Annotated in this window: 25 protein-coding genes; 16 read left to right on the top strand and 9 right to left on the bottom strand. The window is 74.1% G+C overall.

The window, feature by feature from the left end; translation table 11 throughout:
- The first annotated feature begins 31 nt into the window (after positions 1-31).
- From AC067J_RS25405 to AC067J_RS25420, 4 genes are all read left to right on the top strand, one after another.
- Positions 32-733: an NAD(P)-dependent oxidoreductase gene (locus tag AC067J_RS25405; protein WP_478302799.1), complete on the top strand. Its 702-nt coding sequence runs from the start codon at positions 32-34 to the stop codon at positions 731-733.
- A 250-nt stretch (positions 734-983) separates the two neighbouring features.
- Positions 984-3,599, top strand: coding sequence for a terpene synthase family protein (locus AC067J_RS25410; RefSeq protein WP_478302801.1), 2,616 nt, complete (start codon positions 984-986; stop codon positions 3,597-3,599).
- A 256-nt stretch (positions 3,600-3,855) separates the two neighbouring features.
- Entirely contained in the window at positions 3,856-4,662 is an 807-nt protein-coding gene (locus AC067J_RS25415) for a VOC family protein (protein ID WP_478302803.1), read from the top strand.
- Positions 4,659-5,153 (top strand): DinB family protein, encoded by a 495-nt coding sequence (locus AC067J_RS25420; RefSeq protein ID WP_478302805.1) that lies wholly within the window; start codon positions 4,659-4,661, stop codon positions 5,151-5,153. Before AC067J_RS25415 ends, AC067J_RS25420 begins: the two co-directional genes overlap by 4 nt.
- Here AC067J_RS25420 and AC067J_RS25425 read toward each other — a convergent pair.
- Positions 5,116-5,862: an ArsR/SmtB family transcription factor gene (locus tag AC067J_RS25425; RefSeq protein WP_478302807.1), complete on the bottom strand. Its 747-nt coding sequence runs from the start codon at positions 5,860-5,862 to the stop codon at positions 5,116-5,118. The two genes, AC067J_RS25420 and AC067J_RS25425, sit on opposite strands and share 38 nt — an antisense overlap.
- A gap of 65 nt (positions 5,863-5,927) precedes the next feature.
- On the opposite strand from AC067J_RS25425, the gene AC067J_RS25430 reads away from it, so the two are divergent.
- From AC067J_RS25430 to AC067J_RS25445, 4 genes are all read left to right on the top strand, one after another.
- Complete coding sequence (locus tag AC067J_RS25430) at positions 5,928-7,508, top strand: cytochrome P450 family protein (protein WP_478302809.1); 1,581 nt, start codon at positions 5,928-5,930, stop codon at positions 7,506-7,508.
- Complete coding sequence (locus tag AC067J_RS25435; protein WP_478302811.1) at positions 7,505-8,341, top strand: isocitrate lyase/PEP mutase family protein; 837 nt, start codon at positions 7,505-7,507, stop codon at positions 8,339-8,341. The genes AC067J_RS25430 and AC067J_RS25435 overlap by 4 nt, the downstream gene beginning before the upstream one ends.
- 300 nt (positions 8,342-8,641) lie before the next feature.
- Positions 8,642-10,246 carry a D-alanyl-D-alanine carboxypeptidase/D-alanyl-D-alanine endopeptidase gene (dacB, locus tag AC067J_RS25440; RefSeq protein ID WP_478302813.1) on the top strand — a complete coding sequence of 535 codons (1,605 nt, stop codon included), beginning with the start codon at positions 8,642-8,644 and terminating at the stop codon, positions 10,244-10,246.
- A 237-nt stretch (positions 10,247-10,483) separates the two neighbouring features.
- Complete coding sequence (locus tag AC067J_RS25445; protein ID WP_478302815.1) at positions 10,484-10,948, top strand: MarR family winged helix-turn-helix transcriptional regulator; 465 nt, start codon at positions 10,484-10,486, stop codon at positions 10,946-10,948.
- A 101-nt stretch (positions 10,949-11,049) separates the two neighbouring features.
- On the opposite strand, the gene AC067J_RS25450 is transcribed toward AC067J_RS25445, so the two are convergent.
- On the bottom strand, positions 11,050-11,451 hold the full coding sequence (locus tag AC067J_RS25450) for a hypothetical protein (protein WP_478302817.1): 402 nt from the start codon (positions 11,449-11,451) through the stop codon (positions 11,050-11,052).
- Between the two features lie 134 nt (positions 11,452-11,585).
- Between AC067J_RS25450 and AC067J_RS25455 the strand changes: the two genes are divergently transcribed.
- The gene (locus tag AC067J_RS25455) at positions 11,586-12,614 is read left to right on the top strand and encodes a sigma-70 family RNA polymerase sigma factor (RefSeq protein WP_478302819.1); all 1,029 of its coding nucleotides are present in this window, start codon (positions 11,586-11,588) and stop codon (positions 12,612-12,614) included.
- Between the two features lie 115 nt (positions 12,615-12,729).
- On the opposite strand, the gene AC067J_RS25460 is transcribed toward AC067J_RS25455, so the two are convergent.
- Genes AC067J_RS25460 through AC067J_RS25470 form a run of 3 tightly spaced genes read right to left on the bottom strand, consistent with a single transcriptional unit; the run spans position 12,730 to position 15,436 of the window.
- Entirely contained in the window at positions 12,730-13,437 is a 708-nt protein-coding gene (locus AC067J_RS25460) for a response regulator (protein WP_478302821.1), read from the bottom strand.
- The gene (locus AC067J_RS25465) at positions 13,434-14,639 is read right to left on the bottom strand and encodes a sensor histidine kinase (protein WP_478302823.1); all 1,206 of its coding nucleotides are present in this window, start codon (positions 14,637-14,639) and stop codon (positions 13,434-13,436) included. The genes AC067J_RS25460 and AC067J_RS25465 overlap by 4 nt, the downstream gene beginning before the upstream one ends.
- 17 nt (positions 14,640-14,656) lie before the next feature.
- Entirely contained in the window at positions 14,657-15,436 is a 780-nt protein-coding gene (locus tag AC067J_RS25470; protein WP_478302825.1) for a hypothetical protein, read from the bottom strand.
- 198 nt (positions 15,437-15,634) lie between these two features.
- Between AC067J_RS25470 and AC067J_RS25475 the strand changes: the two genes are divergently transcribed.
- Both AC067J_RS25475 and AC067J_RS25480 read left to right on the top strand, forming a co-directional pair.
- Positions 15,635-16,474 (top strand): NmrA family NAD(P)-binding protein, encoded by an 840-nt coding sequence (locus tag AC067J_RS25475; protein WP_478302827.1) that lies wholly within the window; start codon positions 15,635-15,637, stop codon positions 16,472-16,474.
- Positions 16,475-16,645: 171 nt separating this feature from the next.
- Positions 16,646-17,569 (top strand): APH(6)-I family aminoglycoside O-phosphotransferase, encoded by a 924-nt coding sequence (locus tag AC067J_RS25480; RefSeq protein WP_478302829.1) that lies wholly within the window; start codon positions 16,646-16,648, stop codon positions 17,567-17,569.
- Between the two features lie 106 nt (positions 17,570-17,675).
- Here AC067J_RS25480 and AC067J_RS25485 read toward each other — a convergent pair whose 3' ends face one another.
- The 3 genes from AC067J_RS25485 to AC067J_RS25495 form a co-directional block, all read right to left on the bottom strand.
- Positions 17,676-18,368 carry a DUF6882 domain-containing protein gene (locus tag AC067J_RS25485; RefSeq protein WP_478302831.1) on the bottom strand — a complete coding sequence of 231 codons (693 nt, stop codon included), beginning with the start codon at positions 18,366-18,368 and terminating at the stop codon, positions 17,676-17,678.
- A 251-nt stretch (positions 18,369-18,619) separates the two neighbouring features.
- A complete protein-coding gene (locus AC067J_RS25490; protein ID WP_478302833.1) occupies positions 18,620-19,288 on the bottom strand; it encodes a response regulator in 669 nt (222 codons plus the stop codon).
- On the bottom strand, positions 19,285-20,415 hold the full coding sequence (locus tag AC067J_RS25495; protein ID WP_478302835.1) for a sensor histidine kinase: 1,131 nt from the start codon (positions 20,413-20,415) through the stop codon (positions 19,285-19,287). Before AC067J_RS25495 ends, AC067J_RS25490 begins: the two co-directional genes overlap by 4 nt.
- A gap of 120 nt (positions 20,416-20,535) precedes the next feature.
- Here AC067J_RS25495 and AC067J_RS25500 point away from each other — a divergent pair, with 120 nt between their 5' ends.
- From AC067J_RS25500 to AC067J_RS25520, 5 genes are all read left to right on the top strand, one after another.
- Positions 20,536-20,721, top strand: a complete 186-nt coding sequence (locus AC067J_RS25500; protein WP_478302837.1) for a hypothetical protein — start codon at positions 20,536-20,538, stop codon at positions 20,719-20,721.
- A 16-nt stretch (positions 20,722-20,737) separates the two neighbouring features.
- A complete protein-coding gene (locus AC067J_RS25505) occupies positions 20,738-21,724 on the top strand; it encodes an ABC transporter ATP-binding protein (RefSeq protein WP_478302839.1) in 987 nt (328 codons plus the stop codon).
- A complete protein-coding gene (locus AC067J_RS25510) occupies positions 21,721-22,713 on the top strand; it encodes a hypothetical protein (protein ID WP_478302841.1) in 993 nt (330 codons plus the stop codon). The genes AC067J_RS25505 and AC067J_RS25510 overlap by 4 nt, the downstream gene beginning before the upstream one ends.
- Positions 22,714-23,030: 317 nt before the next feature.
- Positions 23,031-24,236 carry a PP2C family protein-serine/threonine phosphatase gene (locus AC067J_RS25515; protein WP_478302842.1) on the top strand — a complete coding sequence of 402 codons (1,206 nt, stop codon included), beginning with the start codon at positions 23,031-23,033 and terminating at the stop codon, positions 24,234-24,236.
- Positions 24,237-24,464: 228 nt separating this feature from the next.
- Complete coding sequence (locus tag AC067J_RS25520; protein ID WP_400664596.1) at positions 24,465-24,710, top strand: hypothetical protein; 246 nt, start codon at positions 24,465-24,467, stop codon at positions 24,708-24,710.
- A 446-nt stretch (positions 24,711-25,156) separates the two neighbouring features.
- On the opposite strand, the gene AC067J_RS25525 is transcribed toward AC067J_RS25520, so the two are convergent.
- Positions 25,157-25,378: hypothetical protein (locus AC067J_RS25525; RefSeq protein ID WP_478302844.1), on the bottom strand; the 222-nt coding region annotated here is incomplete at its 5' end.

Here is a 25,378-nt window from a genome sequence, read left to right on the forward strand (position 1 = left end):
TGCCGGACGTGCCGGACCACAGGGGAGAGCCATGCACATCGGAGTCATCGGAGCCACCGGGACCATCGGCAGTCGCGTCGTCGCCGAAGCCCTCGCGCGGGGGCACCTGGTCACCGCGTTCAGCCGGGACGCCACCTGGATCCACGAGGAGCGGGAGAACATCGTCTGGCGGAGCGTCGACGTCCTCGACCCCGGCAGCATCGCGGCCGTCCTGCCCGGGCTGGACGTGCTGATCAGCGGCTACCAGCCCGGCAACGCCGCCCGGGACATGGCCGACACCCTGCGCCGGTCGATCGCCGACCCCTCGGCCTACGCCACCGCGGCCCGGGCCCTGCTGAAGGCGCTGGAGACCCACCCCCGCACCCGGCTGATCGTCATCGGCGGCGCCGGCAGCCTGGAGGTCGAGCCTGGCCTCGTCCGGGCGGACTCGGACGAACTCCTGCACGAGACCCTCGACGGGATCGGCCTGCCCCGGGACTACGCCGCCGCCGTGCGCGGCCACCGGGACGCCCTGGACGTCCTGCGGACCTCCAACCGGCTCTGGACGTACTTCAGCCCGGCGGAGTCCATCGCCCCCGGCGAGCGCACCGGCCGCTTCCGGGTCGGCGGCGACCAGCCCGTCCTCGACGCCAACGGGCACAGCCGCATCTCGGCGGAGGACGCCGCCGTCGCCCTCGTCGACGAGGCCGAGCTGCCCCGCTTCGTCCAGCGCCGCTTCACGATCGGCTACTGACCCGCACCGGCGGCCGCGTCCGCACAAGGGTGGGGTGGGGCCGATCAGTCGTACAGGTGATCCAGTGCGGGGCCGGTTTTTGGGCGGGTGTTCGAGTCGGTCGGGTTATCTCATATGACTGTTCCGGTTCGCCGGTCGAGATCGTTGGTGACGGGTAATGCTGAGCCGACCGGGTGGCGGGTGCCGTGCAGCGGAGCTCCGTTTCGCCGTGCCGGTCGGCCTAGTCGACGCGCCCAGAAAGGCTCGCCCGGTGACACAGCCGTTCGAACTCCCGTCCTTCTACGTGCCGCACCCGGCGCGTCTCAACCCCCACCTGGAGCAGGCCCGTGCCCACTCCGCCGAGTGGGCACGGGAGATGGGCATGCTGGAGGGTTCGGGCATCTGGACCCGGGCCGACCTGGACGCCCACGACTACGGACTGCTCTGCGCCTACACCCACCCCGACGCCTCCGCCGAGGCACTGTCCCTGGTCACCGACTGGTACGTCTGGGTGTTCTTCTTCGACGACCACTTCCTGGAGATCTACAAGCGCACCAACGACCGGGAGGGCGGCAAGGCCTACCTCGACCGGCTGCCGCTCTTCATGCCGGCCGACCCGGACGCGCCGCTGCCCGAACCCACCAACCCCGTCGAGGCCGGGCTCGCCGACCTCTGGCGGCGCACGGTGCCGTCGATGGGCGAGGACTGGCGGGTCCGGTTCGCGGAGAGCACCCGCAACCTGCTCAACGAGTCGCTCTGGGAACTCGCCAACATCAACGCGGGCCGGATCGCCAACCCGGTCGAGTACATCGAGATGCGCCGCAAGGTCGGCGGCGCGCCCTGGTCGGCCGGGCTGATCGAGTACGCGGCCGGCGCCGAGGTGCCGGCGGAGGTGTCCGGCGCGCGTCCGCTGCGGGTGCTGATGGACGCCTTCTCGGACGGGGTCCACCTGCGCAACGACCTGTTCTCGTACCAGCGCGAGGTCGAGGACGAGGGCGAACTCAGCAACGGCGTCCTGGTGTTGGAGAAGTTCCTGGAATGCACCACCCAGGAGGCGGCCGAGGCCGTCAACGACCTGCTCACCTCGCGGCTCCAGCAGTTCGAGAACACCGTGTTCACCGAACTCCCGCAGCTGTTCGCCGACTCCGGGCTCGACCCGGCGGGCTGCGCCAAGGTGCTGGCGTACGTCAAGGGCCTGCAGGACTGGCAGTCCGGCGGGCACGAGTGGCACATGCGGTCCAGCCGGTACATGAACGGCGGCGGGGCGGCGGCCGGCACGGCGACCTGGTGGGACCCGTTCGCGATCGGCGGGGTCGGGACGTCGGCGCTGGACGTGCTGCGCTCCGGGGCGCTTCGCGATCTCGCCGACGAGCTGGGCTCGTTGAGCCGCTCCGGGCCGGCGTCGCAGGCCCCCGTGCCACCGGGGTCCGGGGCGGCCGGGTTCCCGTTCGCTTCGCTGGAGTCGCCCGGGACGGGGCCGGTCGGCGGTTCGCGCGGCGGCGTCGATCCCGGCGTGCGGCGGGCGCGTTCGCACGCCCACGTGCCCTTCCAGGAGGTCGGTCCCTCCCGACTGCCGGAGTTCAAGCTGCCGTTCACCGTGGAGCTGAGCCCCTACCTGGACCTCTCGCGGCTCGAAACGGTCGAGTGGGCCCGTCGGATGGGCATGCTGGAGCCCCAGCCCGGTGTCCCCGGCTCGGGCATCTGGACCGCCGAGAAGGTCGCGGACTACGACTTCCCGCTCTGCGCGGCCGGCATCCACCCCGACGCCAGCGCCAACCAACTCGACCTCACCTCCGCATGGTTGACCTGGGGCACGTACGCGGACGACTACTTCCCGGCGGTGTTCGGACGGGCCCGCGACCTGGCCGGGGCCAAGGCGCTCAACGCGCGGCTCTCGGACTTCATGCCGATCGACGGCGAACCGGCCCCGATGCCGGGCAACGCGCTGGAGCGCGGGCTGGCCGACGTCTGGGCGCGGACCACCGGACCGATGTCGGTCGAGGCCCGGCGGCAGTTCCGCGCGACCGTCGAGAAGATGACGCTGAGCTGGATCTGGGAGCTCAACAACCAGGCGCAGAACCGGATCCCGGACCCGGTCGACTACCTGGAGATGCGCCGGGCCACCTTCGGCTCCGACCTCACCATGAGCCTCTGCCGGCTGGCCCACGGGCAGATCGTCCCGGCCGGGGTCTACGAGAGCGGCCCGATGAGCTCGCTGGAGAACGCGGCCGCCGACTACGCCTGCATGATGAACGACCTCCACTCGTACCAGAAAGAGGTGCAGTTCGAGGGCGAGGTGCACAACGCGGTGCTGGTGGTGCAGAACTTCTTCGACTGCGACTACCCGGCGGCGGTCCGGATCGTCGACGACCTGATGCACTCGCGGCTGGCCCAGTTCCAGCACGTCGCGGCGAACGAGTTCCCGGTGCTGTACGACGACTTCGAGCTGGAGCCGGCCGCGCGGGCGATGCTCGACGGGTACGTCAAGGAGCTGGAGAACTGGCTGGCCGGGATCCTGATCTGGCACCGGGACTGCCGCCGGTACCGGGAGGAGGACCTGCTGCGGCACTTCGGCGACGGAGCGGCCGAGGCGGAGGGCGAGGCGGCCGCGGGGGACGTGGCGGTGGTGGGAGACGCGGCGGCTGCGGGAGACGTGGCGGCTGCGCTGCCGGAGCCCGTCGGGGCCGGGTTCGCGTGGTTCGGCCCGACCGGGCTGGGCACCTCCTCGGCGCGGCCGGCGGCGTCGGTGGCCCGGGCCGGGGCGGGGGCGGCCGCCGGTGCGGCGGAGGCGGCGCCGCGCCCGGGTGCCGTCCCGGCGGGCCCGACCGGGTTCGGCACGGTGGGGGCGCAACCGCTGCCGGTCGCGGGGGTCTCGCAGGTCGGGTAGCGGGTAGCGGGTGGCGGTTGGCGGGGTGACGTGGACGTGCGGCGGTCCGTCGGGAGTGTTCCCGGCGGGCCGCCGTCCCCGTTCGGGCGTGGAGGGGAGGGGAAGGGGGCCACCGGGGAGTCGGAGGGTGCGAGGGCGGCACGCGAGGGCGGTGCGCGTAGCCGGTGAGCGAGGGGCCGGCCCGGTGGACGCGCGGGTGGCCGGGGGACTGGCTAGTGTGGCAAAAGGGACAAAGCGCCACACGAGAGGCTTCGCCATGCCTGTGCTACCCGAGGGAACACCCTGCTGGGCCGACGCGATGTTCACCGACCTGGAGGGCGCGAAGGCGTTCTACGGAGACGTACTGGGCTGGACCTTCGGCGAGTCCTCGTCCGAGTACGGCAACTACACGCAGGCCTACTCCGACGGCAAGGCGGTCGCCGCGATCGTCCCGCCGATGCCGGGCCAGGACGGCGACACGGTCAAGTCGGCCTGGTGCCTCTACCTCGCCTCGCCGGACGCCGCCGCCACGGCGGACAGGATCCGCGCCGCCGGCGGCGAGGTCCTGATGGGCCCGATGCAGGTCGGCGACTTCGGCTCGATGGTGATCGCCAAGGATCCGGGCGGCGTCGTCTTCGGTGTCTGGCAGGCCGGCGTCCACGAGGGATTCGAGAAGCAGGGCGCCACCGGCGCCTACACCTGGGCCGAGCTGGTCACCCGCGAGCCCGGCCGCGCCGACGCGTTCTTCCCCGCCGTCTTCCCCTACACCGTCCAGCGGATGGAGGCCGGGGACGTCGACTACAAGATCTTCCAGGTCGGCGCGGCACCGGCGCTCGGCCGGATGAAGGCGGGCCCGGACGACCTGGCGCCCGAGGCACCCAACTACGTCAGCGTCTACTTCGCGGTGGACGACTGCGACGCCACCGTCGCCAAGGTCACCGGGCGCGGCGGAAAGCTCTACTTCGGCCCGATGGACAGCCCGTTCGGCAGGTTCGCGGCGGTCGGCGACCCGCAGGGCGCGGCGTTCGGCGTGATCGACCTCGGAAAGGCCGTCGGCGACATGCCCGCGATGGTGGCCGAATGAGCGGGAACACCGAACGCGCGGACCTGCTGCAGACCCTGGACAAGCACCGGGGCTTCCTGCGCTACACCGTCCGGGACCTCACCGACGAGCAGGCCGCCCGGCGCACCACGGCCAGCGAGCTGTGCCTCGGCGGCCTGATCAAGCACGTCTCCGGGGTGGAGTCCCGCTGGATGAGGTTCGCGATCGGCGGCGCGACCGCGATGGAGGCCGAACCGGTCGACTGGGCGGGCCAGTTCAGGATGGGCGACGGCGAGACCCTGGCCGGGCTGCTCGCCGCGTACGCGAAGGTCGCGGCCGACACCGACGAACTGGTCGCCACCCTGCCCGACCTCGACGCGGCCCACCCGCTGCCCCAGGCACCGTGGTTCGAGCCGGGCGCCTCCTGGTCGGTCCGGCGGGTGCTGCTGCACGTCATCGCCGAGACCGCGCAGCACGCCGGGCACGCCGACATCATCAGGGAGTCGCTGGACGGCGCGAAGACGATGGGCTGAGCGGGCCCTCCCGGTCCTCGAACTCCACCCCGAGCAGCTCGCGCAGCGCCCGGTCGCCGTCCGGCGTCACCCGCAGCGCCCGGCCGGAGCCGATCCGCTCCACCCAGGCCCGGTCCAGCGCCGTCCGGCACAGCGCGGCCCCGAACGCGCCGCCCAGGTGACCGCGCCGCTCCGTCCAGTCCAGGCAGCTGCGGACCACCGGGCGCCCGCCCCCGCGTCCGGGCCGGGCGGGCAGCTCCACACCCAGCTCGGCCAGCCACGACCGCCCGCGTTCGGTGAGGGCCAGCCCGGCGTCGTCCGTCACCAGCCCGCGCGCCAGGACGGCGTCGCTGACCGCCACGCCGAGCCGGCCCGCCAGGTGGTCGTAGCAGGTCCGGGCCCGCGCCTCGGCGCTCATCCGGGTGGACTCGCGCAGGGAGCGCGGCACCGGGGCGGTCGCCGGGGCGGCGGGCGAGAAGGTCGACAGGTCCTCGATCAGTGTGGCCACCGCCGGGCCGGCCAGCCGGACGTACCGGTGCCGGCCCTGCCGCTCCTCGGCCAGCAGGCCGCCGGCGATGAGACGGGACAGGTGCTCGCTCGCCGTGGACGGCGCCACGCCCGCGTACCGGGCCAGCTCGCCGGCGGTCCAGGCCCGACCGTCGAGCAGGGCGGTGCAGAACGCGGCGCGGGTGGGGTCGGCGAGCAGTCCGGCGAGCTGGGCGAGCGACATGGCTCCATGGTGCCGCGTGGACGTTTCGGCGGGCACCGAAGCGTTCCGTCCCTAGCGTGAGGGCCATGCGTACCCCGGTCGTTCGTGCCGCCGCCCCACCGCCCGCCGTCGGCCGCCGGCCGGCCGGCCCTCAGCCCGTCGGCCCCCCGCCTGCCGCTGCTCCGCCTGTCGCCGCCGGCCGGGCCCCCGCCGAGGCGGTACCGGCCGCGCCGGTCGTATCGCCCACCCCGGCCGCGGTCCGGTTCGACCGGTACGAGGACGTCACGGCCGCGCTCGCCGACCCCGCCCTGGTGCCGGTACCGGCAGCCCCCGGAGCGGTCGGCGGCATGGCCTGGCTGCGCGCGACGGTGGCCCGGTTCAGCGCGGGCGAGCGGCACGCCGTACGCCGGGCGGGCGTCGAGGCGGACCTCGCCCGGCTCGACCCGGACGCGCTGCGGGTGGCGGCCGCCGCCGGCTTCGAGCCGGACACCCGGCTGCGGGCGGTCCGCGTCCTCGCACAGGCGCTGGGGCTGGACGAGCCGGAGGCGGTCGCACGGGCGGTCACCGTGGTGGCGCGGGCGTACTTCGTCGAGGAGCCGGACGACCCGGAGGCCGACGCGGCGGTGGCCTGGCTGCTGCCCCGGATGCGGTCCGGGGACGGGGCCGCCGGTGGTGGGGCCGCCGGGGCTGGGGCCGTCGGGGACGGGGCCGTCGGTGGCGGTGCCGCCGGTGGTGAGGTGCTCGGGGACGATGTGCCGGCGACCGGTACGCCGGGCGACGGGGAGCGGGCCGCCAACCGGATCGGCCTGCTCGTCCAGGCCTGCGACGCCACCGCCGCCCTGGTCGACCACGCCCGCCGCGCCGTCGGGAGCGCCGTCGACCCGATCGACGCGGCGCTGCGCCACGACCCGCCCGTCCGGGCGATGCGCCGCCACGCCACCCGGGACACCGAGGTGGGCGGCGTACCGGTCCCCGCCGGGGCGCAGGTGGTGCTCGACGTCGCCGCCGCCCAGGCGGGCCGCCCCGGACTGCCGCCGCTGACCTTCGGCGCCCCGCCCCGGCTCTGCCCCGGCCGCACGCACGCGCTGGCCATCGCCTCCGGCATCCTGCACGGCGCCTCGGACCCGGCCGGGCCCGCACCCGCCTCCGCCTCCGCACCCACCTCCACCTCGGCCTCCGCCGGCGAGCTCCCGCGCACCGACGACCGCGACCCCGCAGGACTCGTCCCCGCTATGGTCGACCACGTCCTCGCGCTCGCCGAGACCTGGACCGGCTGGGACGGACACCCGGTCACCGCCGACGGCCGTACCTGGACCCCGCACAAGGCGATCCGCCGGGTCACCGACCACCTCCTCGACCACCTGGCCGAGTTGGAGGCGAGACTGGCCGGCGAGCCGACCCGGCCCGACCACTGGCACGCCTCCGCCGTCACCACCCCGGCCGACCTCGCGCCGTTCACCGCCGCCGACCTCGACGAGGCCCGCAGCCGGCTCACCCGGCTGGCCCGGATCTGGGCCGCCCGGTTCGCCGCGCTCACCCCCGACCAGCTCGACCACTCCCCGGGAACCGGCTGGTCGTTCCGCCGACTCGCCTTCCACGCCGCCGAGTCCGCGTACTACGCGGACTCCGTCGGCGACCTCCGCCCGTACGAGAGGACCACCCGATGAGCGCCTCAGCGCCCACCCCGTTCGCCGCGCTCCACCGCCGGCGGGGCGAGCCCCTGCTGCTCCCCAACGCCTGGGACCACGCCTCCGCCGCCCTCCTCGCCGAGCAGGGGTTCCCCGCCGTCGGCACCACCAGCCTGGGCGTCGCCGCGGCCGCCGGACTGCCCGACGGCGCCGCCGCCACCCGCAGGGAGACCCTCCGGCTGGCGCGCCGCCTCGGCCGTACCGGCCGCTACCTGCTCTCCGTCGACGTGGAGAACGGCTTCAGCGACGACCCCGAGGAAGTAGCAGCCCTCGCAGTCGAGTTGGCCGAAGCCGGAGTCGTCGGCATCAACCTGGAGGACGGCCGCGCGGACGACACGCTCGCCCCCATCGCCCTGCACGCCGCCAAGATCGCCGCGGTGAAGGCCGCCGCCCCCGGCCTCTTCGTCAACGCCCGCACCGACACCCACTGGCTCGCCGTGCCGGATCCGGGACCGGAGACCGACCGCAGGCTCGCCGCCTACCAGGAGGCCGGTGCGGACGGGGTGTTCGTCCCCGGCCTCGCCGATCCGGCCGTCATCGAGGAACTCTGCGCCGCCCTCGACGTCCCGCTGAACATCCTCTACAGCCCGGCCGGTCCGACCGTCCCGCACCTCGCCGACCTCGGTGTCTCCCGGGTCAGCCTCGGCTCCCTCCTCTACCGCACCGCGCTGGCCGCCGCCGTGGCCGGCGCCACCGCGATCCGGGCCGGCGCCCCCGCCCCGAGCCCCGGCGCCGCCGTCCCCGGCTACGCGGCGGTGCAGGCGTTCCACCACGACCGGCCCGGCCCGGGCGCCCCGTCCGACGAGGTGTGACGGGGGGCGTCGCCGCCCTGCCCGGGTGACCGGCCCAGCCGGGCAGGACGCCGACCATCTCGCGGCCGTCACCCGGTCCCCCGGGTCCCCGTTCGCCCGGCTCGGCCGACCGACGGCTGCGCCCGTCCGCCCGTCCGCCCACCCGGGCCGCCTCACCATGCCCGCCCCGGTCCGGCTGACGGTCGAGCGAGTGAACTGCGCCCCGGAAGGTTCGATCACGGACGCCGGTGAGGTATCCCTGCCCGGGACCTGCGCAACCGTCAGATCGGCGCCGAAGCACGGCCCGGGACAGGTGGATCCATGAGTTCGACCGTCAGACAGAGACGCATCCGGGCCGGCGCCCTCTCCGTCCTCCTCGCCGCAGCGACGCTCGGCACAGCCGCCCCCGCCTCCGCCGCAACCGAGGACGACCCCTACCGCTCCCTCAGCCCCGAGATCCGGGCGATCATGGCCAAACCGGCCTACCAGCACGCCCAGTGGGGCCTGTTGGAGATCGACGACACGACCGGCGAGGTCATCCACTCGATCTACCCGGACCAGTTCTTCATCCCCGGGTCGACGGCCAAGCTGGTCAGTGTGTCCGGCGCCTGGTACACCCTCGGCGGCGACCACCGCTTCACCACGCCCGTCCAGGCGGTCGGCAGCCGGGACGGGGAGGTCCTGGACGGATCCCTCGTGGTGATCGCCCAGGGCGACCTCACGATGGGCGGCCGGACGGCTCCCGACGGTTCCGTCTCCTTCACCCCGATTGACCACACCTACGCGAACGACGTCCCCGGGGCGACCCTCACCCCCGAGAACCCGCTCGCCGGGCTCGACGAGATCGCCGGGCAGGTGCGGCAGGCGGGCATCACCGAGGTCCACGGGGACGTCGCCGTCGACTCCCGCCTCTTCACCTCGTTTCCCGAGCTGGACCCGAGCCCCACCCCGCTGATCATCAACGACAACGTCATCGACCTGCTCACCACCCCGACCACCCCCGGTCAGACCGCCCAGCTCAGCTGGCGCCCGCAGGTCGCGCCGTACCAGGTGGAGTCGACGGTGCAGACGGTCGCCGCGGGCGGTCCGACCGAGCTCGCCGTGTCCGCCTCGCCGGACGGCACCCACATCACGCTGTCCGGGACGATCGCCGCCGACGCGCCCCCGACACTCCGGATCTCGCCCGTCCAGGACCCGGCCGCCTTCGGCCGCACCGCCCTGATCGAGGCCCTCGCCCGGGCGGGCGTCACCGTCACCGCCCCGCCGACCGGCCCGAACCCGGTCGGCACGCTGCCGGACTCCTACGACGGCACCCAGCGCGTCGCCGCCTACGTCTCCCCGGTCTTCGCCGAGTACACCCGGCTGATCCTGAAGGTCAGCCACAACCTCGGCGCCAACCTGAGCATCTGCCTGATGGCCGTGGCGGCCGGCAGCCACCAGTGCGAGGACGGCTTCCCCGTTCTCAACGCCTTCCTCCGGCAGGCCGGCATCGACCCCACCCAGGTACAGCTCCTCGACGGGCGCGGCGGCAACCCCGTCGACCGGGTCACCCCGCGCGTCGAGAACCAGATCCTCCACTACTGGCAGGGCACCCCCGAGGCGACCCGCTTCCGCGAGGCCCTCCCGATCCTCGGCGTCGACGGCAGCCTCGCCTCCGTCTGCGAGGGCTGTCCCACCTGCCCCGGGAAGGGCAAGGTGTGGTCCAAGCCGGGCACCGTCGCCGGCTTCGACGCCGTCAACAACCGCCTCGCCGTCGGCGCCCAGACCCTGGGCGGCTACCTCGACGCGGGCCACGGCCGCCTCCACACCTACTACCTGGCCGTCAACGGCGCCTCCGCGGCGGACATCGAGGGGGTCGTCCAGCTCATCAACGACGAGGCGCTCATCTCGGGCCTCCTCCAGCAGCAGGCCGAGGCCCGTTCCTGACCCCGGCCCGTCCCCGTACGGTCCCCCGTACAGCCTTCCTTCCGTACGGTCCGAAGGCCCCGGCCGCCCCCTCCGGGCACGGCCGGGGCCTTCGGCCGTTTCCGCGACCGGCCGCCCGCCGTGTAGGACTGGGACCTGGCGGCCGCGCCGGGACCTCCGGCCGGGCCGCCGTCCCGCAGCCACTGGACGAACACCGCCCTTCCCCCGCCGGGAACGGGCCACGGAGAGGGGGAGCCCGTGTCAACGCCCGCCATGCGGTCCGACGCGAGCGAGGTCTACCGCCGGTACCTGAGCGCCGTGCTGCTCCACGGCCACGCGAGCGCCAAGGCGTGCGAGCTCGGTGCCACCGACCTGTACGCGCTGAACATCCTCCAGCTGTCCGGGCCGATGACCCCCGGTGAGCTGGCCACCCGTACGGGACTGACCACCGGCCCGACCACCCGCCTCGTCGACCGGCTGGAGCAGGCGGGCTACGTGCGCAGGACGGCCGATCCCGGCGACCGGCGCAAGGTGATCGTCGAGCCGGTCGGCGGGCCCGCCGACCTCGACCGGGTCATGGACCCGGCCCGCCGGCGGGTCGGCGAGATCCTCGCCGGGTACTCGCCGGAGCAGCTCGACGTCCTCTTCGACTACTTCGCCCGCGCCGCCGACGCCTACCAGGACGCGGCCGACCAGCTCCGCACCGGTCCCGCCGGGGACTGACCGCGGCGGCCGCCGGCCCCGTCCGCCGGCCCCGTCCGCCGATCGCGTCCGCCGATCGCGGGCGGGGCCTTCGCGCGGGCGGCGCCCGCCCGGCGCGGCCGCTACGGCCGGATGCCGGAGCGCCCCGACGTGCGGGCGGACAGGCTCTGGGCCAGCACCAGCATGCTCAGGCCGAACATCAGGACGCCCAGGGGGACATGGACCGACGGAACGTGCGCGACACCCAGCACCACCTGCGCCGACGCCAGGACGAGGAAGCCGGACGCGTACAGGATCGGCCGGGCCGGTCCGCCGCCCGGCCGCCACGCGAGGACCGCGGCGAGCACGTACAGCATCGACGCGCCGTACATCACGCGTGCTCCCACGCTGTGCAGCGTCTCGCCCTGGGGCGAGGTGAGCAGCAGGCCGGCGGTGGCGGCCTGGAAGAAGACGGCCAGGGTCTGCAGGGCTGTCGCGACCTGCACGAACGTGAAGCTGCGGTGTTCCGTCGTCTGCACGGCCATGGTGCGGTCCCCTCTTCTGCCTCGCGGCGGTGATCGGTACTGTCTCGGTAGTCCGACGACGCGGGCCCGCGAAATGTGAGGCGGGTCGGCGGAGCGGACGGGAACAACCGAGGAACCAGGGAGCGGTCGCGGCCATGAGCACCCCATCCGGGCCGGGGTACGACCGGTCCGAGCCGGTCCCGGGCGAGGTCCTCGCCGGCGAGCGGCGACACCTGATCAATCTCGCCTACCGGCTGCTCGGTTCGCTGGCCGAGGCCGAGGACGCCGTGCAGGAGACCTACGCCCGCTGGTACGCGATGTCGCGGCAGCGGCAGCTGGCCGTCGAGTCGCCCGGCGCCTGGCTGACCACGGTGGCCGGCCGCATCTGCCTGGACCAGCTCGGCTCGGCGCGGGTCCGGCGCGAGCGCTACGTCGGCGAGTGGATACCCGAGCCGCTGCCCGACCGTGCGGAGTGGATCGTCGGTTCGGCGGGCGGCGGCACGGCCGAGGCGTCCGATCCGGCCGACCGGGTCACCCTCGACGAGTCGGTGAACATGGCCTTCCTGGTGGTGCTGGAGACGATGACGCCGGCCGAACGCGTGGCGTTCATCCTGCACGACGTCTTCCGGTACCCCTTCGCCGAGATCTCCGGGATCGTCGGCCGGACGCCGGCGGCCTGCCGGCAGCTCGCGTCCTCGGCCCGCCGGCGGGTCCGCGCCGCGCAGGTTCCGGTGGCTCCGCGGGGAGCGTACGCGGGGCGGGCGGGGCAGGTGGGGCAGGCGGGAGCGGTGGGCCAGGCAGGAGCGGTGGGGCAGGCCGGGCAGGCCGTTCTGGTGCGGCACTTCAAGGAGGCGTGGGAGGCCAGGGACATCGAGGCCCTCGTCGGCCTCCTCGACCCCGACGCCACGATGATCGCCGACGGCGGCGGCCTGGTCGGCGCGGCCCTCCGCCCGGTGGAGGGCGGCGAGCGCATCGCCGAGTACCTGATCCACATCGCCGCCAAGGCCCCCGGGCTGAGGCTCCTGGAGCGGACGGTCAACGGCCGGCCGGGCCTGGTCGCCCAGCACGCCGGCGTCACCGTGACCGTGGCGGCGTTCGGCCTCGCCGGCGGCCGCGTCACCCGCATCTGGGCGGTGCGCAACCCGGAGAAGCTCCGCGCGTGGGCGGGGGACGGACCGGGCTGACCGGTCGTCGCCGCGCCCTGAGTCCGTGCTCTGAGTCCGTGCTCTGAGTCCGCGCCCTGACGGTCCGGGGTCGGGGGCAGGCGCCCTCGCCGCACCCTGCCGACGGGGCCCGGGCTCAGGGCACCAGGCCGCCGTCGGAGGCCGACACGACTCCCGACTCGTACGCCGCGATCACCAGCTGGGCGCGGTCGCGGGCGGCCAGTTTGGCGAGGAGGCGGCCGATGTGGGTCTTCACCGTGCCCATGCTCAGGTGCAGGCGCGCCGTGATCTCGTGGTTCGACAGGCCCCTCGCGATCAGCTCCAGGACCTCGTGCTCCCGCTCCGTCACCCCCGCCAGCGCGGCCGGGCCGCGTCCGGGACCCGGGCCGGGACCCAGGTCGGGACCGGGGCGGCGGGTGTACTGCTCGATCAGACGGCGGGTGACCGACGGGGCCAGCAGGGAGTCGCCGGCGGCGACGACCCGGATCGCGGCCAGGACCTCCGTGGGCGGTGAGTCCTTGAGGAGGAAGCCCGCCGCGCCCGCCCGCAGGGCCGCGTAGACGTACTCGTCGAGGTCGAACGTGGTGAGGATCAGCACCCGCACCCCGGCGGTCTCCGGGGAGCCGGAGATCCGCCGCGTCGCCTCGATGCCGTCCATGACGGGCATCCGGACGTCCATCAGAACCACGTCCGGTCGGTGCAGCCGGGCCAGTTCGACGGCTTCGGCCCCGTCGCCCGCCTCCCCGACAGCGGTGAGACCGGGCTCGTTCTCGACGAGGATCCGGAAGGAGCCCCGCAGCAACACCTGGTCGTCGACGACGAGCACACGGGTCGCGTCGGTCATTCGGTCCTCCTCGTGGCGTCCTGCGGCAGACGGGCGGAGACCGCGAAGCCCCCCTCGGGGCGCGGGCCGGCGCCGAACGTCCCGCCGTACATCATCACCCGCTCCCGCATGCCGACCAGGCCGTGGCCGCCGTGGAGGCCTTCCCCGCGGTGGAGGCCGTGCCCCCCGTGGGGACCACGTCCGCCGTCCCGGCCGCCGTCGTCCGTGACGTCGATCCTCACCTCGCCGGCATCCGCCTCGACCGCCACCCGGCAGCGGGCGGGAGCCGCGTGCTTCACGACGTTGGTGAGGGACTCCTGGACGATCCGGTGGACGGCCAGCGCGATCCCGGCGGGCAGGCCACCGTCCGGGACCCGGACCGTCAGGTCGACCGTCGCGCCCGCCCGTCGGGCCTGCTCCGCCAGACGCGGGAGGTCCTCGATCCCGGGAGCCGGGCCCAGCGGGACGTCGGCGGTGTCCGCGCGCAGCACACCGAGGGTGCGGCGCATCTCGGTCATGGCGGCCCGGCTGGTCTGTTCGATGACGCGCAGCGCCTCCAGAGCCTCTTCGGGGCGGTGCCGGGCGACGTGACCGGTGACGCCCGCCTTCACGGCGATCAGGCTGAGGCTGTGCGACACGATGTCGTGCAACTCGCGGGCGATCCGCAGCCGTTCGTCGACGATGGCGCGCTCGGTGCGGCGGGCCGCAACCTCCGCTTCCCCGGCCCGGCGCGAACGAACCGCGAAGCCCGCCACCCAGCCGCCGCCCACGACGAACCAGACGATGGCGGCGACCCCGGCCGCCCCGCTCCACGTCTCGGCCGGGGTCACCACGGCCTCCCCGGTGAGGACGGCGGCCGCCGAGGCGGCGAGTGCGGTGGCGAGCACGGGCACGGAGCGGCGCGGCGGTTCGGCGAGGGCGACCGGGTACAGGGCGAGGCCGACCGCGAGGTACGGCTCGTGCGTGATGTCCAGGAGGGTCGCGGCGACGGCTCCGGCGAGGGCCGCCGTCGCCGCCGGTATCGGCCACCGCCGGCGGAACGCGACCGGCAGTCCGACCGCCGCGGCCACCAGCGCGCCCGCCCACGCCGGCCCGGTGAAGGCGGGTTGGGTGCCGCTGCCGGACATCCGGGCGAAACCGGCGTACACGACGGTGATCAGGAGCGCGCACGCGAGGTCGAGCGCGAGGAGGTGGCTGCCGGGTGGCCGCCGGGGGAGACGCATGGCCCGACCGTACATCGTCAACCTGCCTGTCCGATCAGCGCCATGAGAACCGCGGTGGTGGTGACGGCGGCGGTCCAGCGCAGGATGGTGGCGCGGCGCGGCACCGGGCCGTCGCGCAGCACGGTGACCCCCAGCGGGACGAGGGCGAGGCAGAGCCCGGCGACGGCCACGACCGACAGCGGGGTGGTGCCCTTCAGCACGCCGAGCGGCAGCGCGGCGGCCGCTGCGAGCGCGACGGCACGGACCGGGCCGAGCACCCGTGCCCGCCAGGCCCCCACGGCGAGGAGCAGCCAGCCGCCCATGATCGCGAGGTTGAGGGCGCTGAACACGTGGAAGGCACCGTACGTGTCGCCGACGAGCCGGGTGGCGAACTGCGCACCCTGCCGGTCGGTCAGCTGGAAGGCGAGGTGGTCCACACCGGCGTGGAAGGTCCGGGCGAAGAGCCCGAGGACGGCGAGGATCCCGCCCCACAGGGCGAGCCCGGGGCGGCTGCGGCCGATCCGGGCCGCGAGCGCGGCCACGGCCGGCCACAGCAGGACGGTCCCCGCGGCGAAGGCGCCGTAGGAGGCCGCCATCAGTCCGGGGTGCTCGGTGCGGGCGGCGAGTTGCTCGGGGAAGAAGAAGTGGAAGGGCAGCCGCAGCACCACTCCGGTCCCCAGCAGCAGCGGGCCCGCCAGCAGCGAGACCCCGCCGGCCCACCGGCCGGGGAAGGGCGCGTCGCCGGACCAGTCGACCGGCAGCAACCGGCCCTTCGCCGGGGTGGTCTGCGGTGAGGGTGCGTCCTGTGTCGTCGTCATGCCCCGAACGATGCCGCCCGGAAGGCCCCCGCCGCGTCGGAGCACGGTCTGCTCCCCGCCGTCAGACCCAGGTCTGACCCGGTCGGCCCGAAACGGAACATGGCCCGTCCGCTCTTCCTAGGACGGAAACTGTCCTAGAAGGCCCCTACTGTCTGTCAGGAAGGCAGAGACCGGAACGGTTATTCGGAGGGATCCGTCATGATTCTTGTGATCGGCGCGACCGCGCACTTCGGGCGGCAGACGGTGGAGGCGCTGGCGGGCGCCGGACGGCAGGTCCGAGCCCTGTCCCGCACCCCTGAGCGGGCCGGACTGCCCGAGGGCGTGGAGGTGGTGCGCGGTGACCTGGCCCTGCCGGCGACGCTCGGGCCCGCGCTGGACGGCGTCACCGAACTGTTCCTGGTGCTGCCCTACGGCATGGACGCACGGCCGCTGCTGGACCGGGCGCGGCAGGCAGGGGTGCGGCAGATCGTGTTCCTGTCCTCGGGTGCCGTCGTCGACGGCGCGGACCCGCAGCCCGATGTGATCGCCGCCTACCACGCGCAGGTGGAGCAGGAGATCAGGGCGACGGGCGTCGACTGGACGTTCCTGCGGCTGTACTTCCCGGCGATCAACTCGCTTGCGTGGGCGATGCAGTTGCAGGGCGGCGATGTCGTCCGCGGGCCGCACGCCGCGGCCGCCGCCTCGGTGGTGCACGAGCACGACGTCGCCGAGGCAGCCGCCGCCGTGCTCGGCAGCGCCGAACACTTCGGCCGGGCATACGAGCTGACGGGGCCTCAGTCACTCACCCAGACCGAGCAGGTCGAGGTGCTCGGCCGGGCCCTGGGCCGTGAGCTGCGCTTCGAGGAGGTGCCCGAGCAGGCCGTGCGGCAGCAGCTCAGCCAGTTCATGGACGCCGACTTCGTGGGCGCCCTGCTGGACTTGATGGCGGCCACGGTCGGCAAGCCGGCGCCGGTGAACGACACCGTCGAGAGGCTGACCGGCCACCCGGCACGCCCGTACGCGCAGTGGGCCGCGGATCACCCGGCGGACTTCCGCTGACCGGCCGCCCCACCTCGCTCCGCCTCGCCTCGCCTCGCTGATGCGTGGCCGGGGGGGCGACGAAGGCGGGCCCGGACCGTGCCACACGGTCCGGCCCGCCTTCGTCGTTCCCCGGCCACGAGATTCGATAGGTTGCGACGGGAACCCGAACCCCGTTGAAGGAAGCCAGATTTGACCGAGTTGGAAGAGGTCGAGGTCCCGCAGCGCCTGGCCGTGTCGTACGCCAGGGGCTTCGGCGAGGAAGGGCGGGCGTGGATCGCCGGACTGCCGGCTCTCGTCGGGGAGGCACTGGAACGCTGGGAGTTGAAGCGGGACGGCACGGTCGGAGCCGGCGAAGCCTCGCTGGTGCTGCCGGTGCTGCGCCACGACGGAACGCGCGCCGTCCTCAAGCTCCAGATGCCCAGGGAGGAGACCACCGCCGCACTGGTCGGACTCCGCGCCTGGAACGGCGAGGGGACGGTGCGGCTGCTCGACCACGACCCCGTGAGCAGCAGCATGCTCCTGGAGCGGCTGGACGGGGCCCGCACGCTGACCTCGATCGAGGACGACGACGTGGCGATGGGCATCCTCGCCGAACTCCAGGCCCGGCTGGTCTCCGTCCCCGCGCCGCAGGGACTGCGCAGCCTCGGTGACATCGCGACCGAGATGCTGGAGCAGGTCCCGCAGGCGGTCGCGGCTCTGGCAGACCCGGCCGACCGGCGACTCCTGCGCGGCTGGGCGTCGGCGGTGGCCGAGCTGCTCGCCGACCCGGGAGACCGGCTGCTGCACTGGGACCTGCACTACGACAACGTTCTCGCCGCGCAGCGTGAGCCGTGGCTCGCCATCGATCCCGAGCCGCTCGCCGGCGATCCCGGCTTCGACCTGTGGCCCGCCCTGGACAGCCGGTGGGACGACGTCGTGGCCGGGGGCGACCCGCTGCGCGTGGTGCGACGCCGCTTCGACCTGCTCACCGAAGTCCTCGGCCTGGACCGGGCACGCGCGACCGGCTGGACGCTGGGCCGGCTGCTGCAGAACTCGCTGTGGGACATCGACGACGGCGAGACCGCGCTCGCCCCGTCCGCCGTCGCCATCGCGGAGTCGCTGCACAAGCGGTGACCCCACCCCTTCGAGAGGCCAGGATCCACCGCGGAGGCCGCAGCCGGCCGACCGCAACCACGGAACACCGAAGGCCCGGACCGCGTGTTGCGGTCCGGGCTGCTGGTCAGTTGCCGTTCACGTTGCCGTTGATCGCTGCGATCCGGCCGAGTGCGTCGAAGGTCACCTCGGCTGTGCTGCCGTCAGGCAGACGGACGCCGATCCGATCGGCGTCCAGGTCGGCGGCTATGCCGTGGTGGGCGAAGTAGCCGGTCACCACCTCGTACGGGGAGTGCCCGAACAGCCCGGAGCCGGTCAGCAGGAAGCGAGGCATGGTGACCGGATTCAGTTCCGCATGGGGGATCTGCGGGTCGTCGGGGGCGAAGTAGACCCGGGTGTCGGGCCCGGCCGACTGGCCGATGTAGCCCGCCGCGCCCAGCACGCCCATGCCGACGAAGGCGAGCGCTTCGGCGGCCCGGCGCGGATCGGCGAAGCCGGCCAGGTCCACTCCCGAGTCCTGCAGTTCGGGGACACCGTTGCGGCGTCCGAACTCGGCGATCCGCTCGCTGGCCGCGACCACCGCGCTGCCCTGCAGGCCGGGGTTGGCCCACGCCCAGAGCCATGACCGCTCGGACTCGTCGTACGTACCGAGAAGCCCGACCCGCACGGTGCGGCCGGCGGACCGGTAGACGCACTCGTCCAGGTCGGCCGTCCACGGGCCGGCCGGCAGTACCCCGTCGAGTGCCTCCAGTTGCTCGGCTCCCCAGGCGGCATGGTGCTCGGCGGTGCGTAGGAAGGCATCGGTGAACGTCGACATCATGAGGTCACCCTAGTGATGCCGTACGACGCCGAAGGCCCGGGCCGCGTGCTGCCGTCCGGGCCTTCGGCCGGCGGCGGACACGAGATCCGAACTCGCGAGGGGTCGCCCCCCAGCACGCCTACCAATTCTCCCGAACGTCGTCCGCCGGGGTTCACACCCGTTCCGACCTGCGGCGGAGCGAGCCGCCGGCCGGCAGTCGAATCCGGCCGGACGGTGGCGGTCGAGACCGGAACCGAGACCGCGGCATGGCCTCAGGAGCCTCCCCCGGCGGAGTCCATGAGGCGGCTCTCCCAAGCCCAGGCGGCGATCTCGACGCGGTTGCGGACGCCGAGCTTGTTCTGGATGGTCGCCAGGTGGCTCTTGACGGTGCTCAGCGTGATGAAGAGGGCGCCGGCGATCTCCTGGTTGGTGCGGCCTCGCGCGATGGCCAGGATCACCTCCGTCTCGCGGGCCGAGAGCGGCTGGGCGGGGCGGGCGACGGGCCTCGTCCGGGTGGGGGCGAGGTTGCGGAGCAGTCGCAGGGTGATGGACGGGGAGATCAGGGCGTCCCCGGCGTGTGCGGCACGGACGGCTTCGACGAGCAGCGCGGGCGCGGCGCCCTTGAGGACGAAGCCGACCGCCCCGGCGTGCAGTGCGCCGTGCACGTACTCGTCGAGGTCGAAGGTGGTGACGACGACAACCCGCAGCGGGTCGGTGACGCCGGGACCGGCCAGGGCGCGGGTGACGTCGATGCCGTCGAGTCCCGGCATGCGGATGTCGACCAGGCACACGTCGGGTCGCAGCCGGCGGGCGAGTTCGACCGCCTCGGCGCCGTCGGCGGCCTCACCGACCACGGTGATGTCGTCCTGGTCCTCCAGGATGAGCCGCAGGCCGCCGCGGATCATCGACTGGTCGTCGGCGAGCAGGACGCGGATGCTCAACGCGGCGCCTTCCCGGAGAGGGGCAGGGCCGCGTGGACCGACCACCCGGTGTCCGGCGCAGGGCCGGCGGACAGGTGGCCGCCGAGTGCCTCGACCCGCTCCCGCATGCCGATGAGGCCGTAGCCGCCGTGGTGCTTGCGCGGAGGGCGGCCGGGCGGGGCGTCGTCGGTGACCGTGACACTCACGGTGGCCGGACCTTGGACGATGTCGACGACGGCGGTGCGAGCGTGTGCGGCGTGACGGGCCACGTTGGTCAGAGCCTCCTGGACGATGCGGTGGACGGTGGTGGCCACCTCGGGCGGCCAGGGTGCGGGTTCGGCGGGCAACCGCATGCTCACCTCGGGGCCGTGCCCGTCGAACCGCGCTACGAGTTCGGCCAGTTGCTCCGGACCGGGTGCGGTGGGGGCGGTGCTGGCGACATCGTCGGTGTCGCGCAGCAGGCCGACCACGCGGCGCATCGCGGCGAGCGCTTCGCCGCCGGCTTCCTCGACACCGGCGAGGGTGGTGTCCAGGTTCTCGGGCCGACGCCTTGCCACGATCCGAGCGGCCTGCGTCTGGACGACCATGCCGGTGATGTGGTGGGCGACCACATCGTGCAACTCCCTTGCCAGGGCAAGACGTTCCTCCTGGCGAACCGCCTCGGCGGTCGCGCGGCGGCGGTGGTCCAGGAAGCGCAGGCCGAGCCCGGCGCCGAGCGCGAGGATCCAGACCTCGATCCCCACCCGGAACGGGGTGCCCGGCGCCTCGGCGGTCAGCAGGCCTGCCGTCATCAGGGCCAACCCGGCCACCGCGACGGCGGCCGCCTGCCGCCAGGCGAGCGCCCGGACGGCGGAGCCGCCGAGGACGAGCAGCCCCAGCACCGCGGCGGCTCCGGGCTCTCCCGGCAGGTGGGCGAACCGGGCGACGACCGCTGCCACGCCCGCCACCAGAAGCCCGAAGACTGCCGCCCGGCCCCGGTGCCGCCCGCGGCCGATCGCGAGCGAGCACACGACGGAGCCGACTGCCGCGTCGAAGGCCCAGACTCGGCCCTGAGCCGCGTACTGGGCGGCCATGACGACCAGGGCCAGGGCGAACAGCAGCCCCAGTGCCGCGTTGACCAGCGCCGTCGGGCGCTTCGTTGAACTCACCCACGTCACGCTAGGCGATACCCCGTCGGCCTCGAACCGGCCGAAAGTACGACTCGGCGGTCGGCAGACCGTCCCTTCGGCCGCTGCGGCGGGCGCCGGGGCCCCCGCAGGCTGGGCCCCATGGTTGATCTCATCTCCGCACCCACCCTGCTCGCCGCAACGGTGGCGGCCCAAGCCGAGAAGACCGAGCGAAGCCCGCTGCTCTACGCCTGGTGGGCGCTCAATCTGGCCGTCCTGATCGCGGTCGGCTACGGCGTGTACCGCCTCGTCCGGTCGCGGCGCGCCAAGCCCGCCCGGCGCGGCTGACCCGGGGGGAGCGGACATGACGCCAGTCCTCGAAGCCGTGAAGCTGGGCAAGCGGTACGGCCGCCACCACGCGCTCACCGACGTCGACCTGAACGTCCCGCCCGGCCGGGTGATCGGGCTGGTCGGCCCGAACGGCGCCGGCAAGTCGACGCTGCTGCAACTGGCCTGCGGACTGATCACGCCCAGCTCGGGCACGATCCGCGTGCTGGGCGACACCCCCGCCGCCGGGCCGTCCCACCTGGCGAAGGTCGGCTTCGTCGCCCAGGACACCCCGGTCTACGCCGACCTGTCCGTCGCCGACCACCTGCGGATGGGCGCCCGGCTCAACCCCGGCTGGGACGCGGACCTCGCCCGTCGCCGACTCGCCCGGATCGACCTCGACCCACGGCAGAAGGCCGGCCGGCTCTCCGGCGGCCAGCGTGCCCAACTCGCCCTGACCGTCGCCGCGGCCAAACGGCCCGAGCTGCTGATCTTCGACGAGCCCGCCGCCGCCCTGGACCCGCTGGCCCGACACGCCTTCCTGGACCACCTGATGGAGTCCGTCACCGAACTCGGCGCCGCCGCCGTCCTCTCCTCCCACGCCCTCCCGGACGTGGCGCGGGTGTGCGACCACCTGATCGTGCTGGCCGGCTCGCGCGTCCAACTGGCCGGTGACGTCGCGGACCTGCTCGCCGGCCACGTCCGGGTGACCGCCCGTCCGGCGGACCTCGCGGCCCTGCCCGCCGGTGTCGAGACCATCCTGCGCACCGACCGCACCGACCGCACCGACCGCACCGACCGCACCGACCGCACCGACCGCGCCGGCCGGACCGAACAGGAGAGCACCGCCGTCGTGCGCGCCGACCGCCCACTACCGGCCGGTGGCCCCTGGGCCGTCGCCGAGGTCGGCCTGGAGGAGCTGGTCCTCGCCTACCTCGGCCGGGCGGAACAGTCCGACGCCCGACCCGCCCCCAGCCTTCGGCCGGGTGTAACCCCATCGACCGTTGCAGAGGTTCACCGATGATCTGGATGACCTGGCGCCAGTTCCGCGCCCAGGCACTCGTCGGCCTCGGGGCACTCGTGCTCCTGGCCGCCCACCTGGTCGTGCTCGGCGGGCAGATCCACGGCGCGTACGACGACACCCTGGCCCACTGCCCCACCCGCGAGGCGTGCACGGGACCGCTCGGAGCCTTCGCCGACCGCTACAGCCTCCAGACCGACCTTCTCGGCTACCTGCTGCTCGCCGTCCCCGGCGCCATCGGCGTCTTCTGGGGCGCCCCGCTGATCGCCCGGGAACTGGAAGCCGGCACCCACCGCCTGGCGTGGAACCAGAGCGTGACCCGCGGCCGCTGGCTCGCCGTCAAACTCGGACTGGTCGGCCTGCTGAGCGTGGCGACCGCAGGCCTCTACAGCCTGCTGCTGACCTGGGCGGCCGGCCCGGTCACCACCGTCCTCGACAACCGCTTCGAGCCGGCGCTCTTCGCCGCCCGCAACCTCACCCCGCTCGCCTACGCCGCGTTCTCCTTCGTCCTGGGCGCCACCCTGGGCCTGTTCCTGCGCCGCGCCGTCCCGGCCATGGCCGCCACCCTCGTGGTCTTCGCCGCCCTCCAGATCGCCGTCCCCGCCCTGATCCGCCCCCACTACCAGGCACCGACCCGCACCTCGGTCCCCCTCACCGCCGAACTGATCGGCCGCCTCACCAAGATCGGCACGTACGGCGACATCGGCGGCCTGCGTATCCCCGGCGGCCCCTGGGTCGTCGAGACCAGCGCCATCCTCGACTCCTCCGGCAAGGAGGTCGGCCACACCACCTGGTTCCAGGACTGCATGGACCACAGCTCGCTCTCCGAACTGCCCACCTGCCTCGCCAAGGGCAACGTCCACGTCGAGATCGCCGAACAGCCGGCCGACCGCTACTGGACCTTCCAGTACCTGGAGACCGCACTCTTCGCCGCCCTCACGGCCGTCCTGGCCGCCCTCGCCTTCCGCCGAATCCGCAGGCACCCCGTCTGACGGAACCCATCGCGCCCCGCCCCCGGCTCCCCGAACACGCCGAAGGCCCCGACCGCTGGGCGGCCGGGGCCTTCGTGCCGCCATGGCCGGCAGAGGCGAGTAGCGGGAGGTGAATGCCACCAGAACCGCAACCACGGTGGGAGCTGTGCTCCGCCCGGCCCGGCGGTCGTGCCTGCGGGCGACCGGGGGCGCAATGCCCAGTCGTCGGGCGTAATGGAAGGACCTGCCCCGGGCGAACTGCACCTGCACCGGGGTGTCGGGGCCGATCGAGCCGGTGCCGAGTGCCCGCGACGGGAGTAGGACGGCGGTGAGCGAGGATGAGCGGTGAGCGGCCGTCCGGCGCAGTGGGGCCGGACCGGTCGGAGGGGCGCGGCGAACGTCTGCTGGGCGCGCTGCTCGATCGGGCCCATGAGCTGCCGCCCCAGCTGATCGCGCCGCTGGTCGCCGACGTGGTGCGCGGGTTCGGCGGCCGTGATCCGCTGCTCCTGCTGCAGGACTACGGCCAGCTGATGCTGGTGCCGCTGCCGGGGCGGGGGTTGGCAGCGGGGGAGCCGTTGCCGATCGACGGTTCCCCGGCGGGTGCGGCCTTCCTGTGCGGTGTTCCCGTCGAGGAGTGCGAGGCCGGCGGGGTACGGGTGTACCTGCCGCTGCTGGACGGCGGCGACGAGGTGGGGGTCCTGGCCCTTACGCTGGATGCCCTCGACGAGGACGACCGGCGCCTGCTCCGGCGCCTCGCCGCCCTGGTCGCCGATCTGCTGGTCACCAAGAGCGGCTACACCGACCGGATCTTCCAGGCCCGGCGCCTCGAACCGATGAGCGTGGCCGCCGAGATCCAGTGGTCGCTGCTGCCGCCGCTGTCGATGTCCGTTCCCCGGGTCGCCGTGGCCGGCATCCTCGAACCCGCCTACCAGGTGGCCGGTGACAGTTTCGACTACGCACTCAACGACGGCCTCCTGCACGTGGCCACGATCGACGCGATGGGTCACGGGCTGGACGCCGCGACCATGGCGACCGTGGCCATCGGCGCGTACCGGCACGCCCGGCGTGCCGACATCGGGCTGGCCGAGGTCTACGCGTTCATGGACCGGGCCATCGCCGCGCAGTTCGGGCCGGACCACTTCGTCACCGCGCAGATGATGCGCCTGGACACCGGGACCGGCCAGCTGCAGTGGGTCAACGCCGGTCATCCTCAGCCGCTGCTGATCCGCGACCATGTCGTCGTCGAGCGGCTGGAGAGCGCCACGACTCTGCCCGTCGGGTTCGGCGGTGAAGAGCCGGTGATCAGTGAGCGGGTGCTGCGGCACGGTGACCGGGTCCTGTGCTTCACCGATGGCCTGGTCGAGGAGCGCGAGGCCGGCGGGGAGCAGTTCGGGGAGGAACAGCTCATCGACTGGGTCAACCGTGTCGAGCGTTCGCATACCGGGGTGCGGGCCGTGGTGCGCGCGCTCTCCCACGTCCTGAAGGAGAAGCGGGGCGGGCGCACGAGCGACGACGCCACCCTGTTCCTGATCGAGTGGCGCTGAGATACCGGCACCCCTGCCGCGGCTCTCCTCAGGGGCCGGATCGGCCCGGCGCGGGCGGAGTACCGTGGGGATACCGGGGCGGCGGCGAGCGTTGGGGGCGAGCGTTGAGCTGGACGCGGAAGCCTGGGACGACGTGCCGGCCCGGCTGGCGTCGACGGCTGGGCGGTGCACATCGACCGCTACCCGGTCGGTGACGACGCGGGCAGACAGGAAAGGCGGGACGGAGAGATGTCCGTCTACGTGAAACTCTCGGCCGACGCCCGGGCGCCGGAGGAGCCGTCGAAGGGGCCGTTGGACATGCAGTACGAGGACGGTGCGGACGGCGTCACCTTCGAGTACGACCTGCATCCGAGCGGTGCGCTGCGCGTCCTGCGGGTCTTCGAGGACACGCCGTACCGGATCGAGGTCTGCTTCGGCCCCGGGGCGTGGCTCCAGGTCGTGGGCAGCTACCTGCGAAGTGGCGCCGAGTACTGACGGCGTTCCGTTCCGGGTGCACCGCAGGCCCTCGGCGGCGGTTGCCCGGCTGCTCGGGGCGGTAGCCGAGCGGAGTCCACCGGTCGCGGCTGGTCCGCCCCGCCCATACCGTCGTGTCCGGGGGCGGGAACGTCGGCACGGGAGGCCAGGACGCGGCACTACCGATGGGTTCTGGAGACGCAGGACGACGACGGCCGCTGGTCCCGTCACGACGGCGGCTCCACCGCGGACCCCCTGGAGTACGACGGGCCGCCCCAGCGGGCGGCCAACCACCTGCGGGACGTGTTCGTGCGCACGCTCTCCCGGCCCGCTCCCGGCCCCCGGGCGATCAGGATCCGCCTCTGGGACGGGGCCGATGCCGTCGGCCGGCCCCAGGCCGAGGCCGAGTGGTCACGCGAATGACGCACCCGGCCCTGCGGCCGTAGCGGGCGCCGCCCGTCCCGTCGCTACGCGGTCACCGGCCACGAGGCGGCCCGGCTGCGGGCGACATCCGCCCGCCTGCCGGCCGCACCGGCGCCGCCGGCGGGAGTGGCTGTCGACGGCAGGAATTCGGAACGGGACTCCGGCTCCGCCCCACCGCGACCCTTGTCCGCGGCGAGCAGGTCGGTCGCGGTCCGGGTGTCGGCCGGGTCGGTGGCCTCGGACATCAGCCGGGCGGCGTCGACGGC

The organism is Kitasatospora sp. NPDC042419 (assembly GCF_056437345.1).

What these genes read in the sequence shown, in the direction of transcription:
- AC067J_RS25520 (WP_400664596.1), top strand. Translation starts at nt 24,465, where the DNA reads ATGTCCGTCTACGTGAAACTCTCGGCCGACGCCCGGGCGCCGGAGGAG.
- AC067J_RS25465 (WP_478302823.1), bottom strand. Translation starts at nt 14,639, where the DNA reads ATGCGTCTCCCCCGGCGGCCACCCGGCAGCCACCTCCTCGCGCTCGAC.
- AC067J_RS25460 (WP_478302821.1), bottom strand. Translation starts at nt 13,437, where the DNA reads ATGACCGACGCGACCCGTGTGCTCGTCGTCGACGACCAGGTGTTGCTG.
- AC067J_RS25470 (WP_478302825.1), bottom strand. Translation starts at nt 15,436, where the DNA reads ATGACGACGACACAGGACGCACCCTCACCGCAGACCACCCCGGCGAAG.
- AC067J_RS25510 (WP_478302841.1), top strand. Translation starts at nt 21,721, where the DNA reads ATGATCTGGATGACCTGGCGCCAGTTCCGCGCCCAGGCACTCGTCGGC.
- AC067J_RS25505 (WP_478302839.1), top strand. Translation starts at nt 20,738, where the DNA reads ATGACGCCAGTCCTCGAAGCCGTGAAGCTGGGCAAGCGGTACGGCCGC.
- AC067J_RS25515 (WP_478302842.1), top strand. Translation starts at nt 23,031, where the DNA reads ATGAGCGGTGAGCGGCCGTCCGGCGCAGTGGGGCCGGACCGGTCGGAG.
- AC067J_RS25415 (WP_478302803.1), top strand. Translation starts at nt 3,856, where the DNA reads ATGCCTGTGCTACCCGAGGGAACACCCTGCTGGGCCGACGCGATGTTC.
- AC067J_RS25430 (WP_478302809.1), top strand. Translation starts at nt 5,928, where the DNA reads ATGCGTACCCCGGTCGTTCGTGCCGCCGCCCCACCGCCCGCCGTCGGC.
- AC067J_RS25485 (WP_478302831.1), bottom strand. Translation starts at nt 18,368, where the DNA reads ATGATGTCGACGTTCACCGATGCCTTCCTACGCACCGCCGAGCACCAT.
- AC067J_RS25500 (WP_478302837.1), top strand. Translation starts at nt 20,536, where the DNA reads ATGGTTGATCTCATCTCCGCACCCACCCTGCTCGCCGCAACGGTGGCG.
- AC067J_RS25405 (WP_478302799.1), top strand. Translation starts at nt 32, where the DNA reads ATGCACATCGGAGTCATCGGAGCCACCGGGACCATCGGCAGTCGCGTC.
- AC067J_RS25475 (WP_478302827.1), top strand. Translation starts at nt 15,635, where the DNA reads ATGATTCTTGTGATCGGCGCGACCGCGCACTTCGGGCGGCAGACGGTG.
- AC067J_RS25435 (WP_478302811.1), top strand. Translation starts at nt 7,505, where the DNA reads ATGAGCGCCTCAGCGCCCACCCCGTTCGCCGCGCTCCACCGCCGGCGG.
- AC067J_RS25425 (WP_478302807.1), bottom strand. Translation starts at nt 5,862, where the DNA reads ATGTCGCTCGCCCAGCTCGCCGGACTGCTCGCCGACCCCACCCGCGCC.
- dacB (WP_478302813.1), top strand. Translation starts at nt 8,642, where the DNA reads ATGAGTTCGACCGTCAGACAGAGACGCATCCGGGCCGGCGCCCTCTCC.
- AC067J_RS25450 (WP_478302817.1), bottom strand. Translation starts at nt 11,451, where the DNA reads ATGGCCGTGCAGACGACGGAACACCGCAGCTTCACGTTCGTGCAGGTC.
- AC067J_RS25455 (WP_478302819.1), top strand. Translation starts at nt 11,586, where the DNA reads ATGAGCACCCCATCCGGGCCGGGGTACGACCGGTCCGAGCCGGTCCCG.
- AC067J_RS25420 (WP_478302805.1), top strand. Translation starts at nt 4,659, where the DNA reads ATGAGCGGGAACACCGAACGCGCGGACCTGCTGCAGACCCTGGACAAG.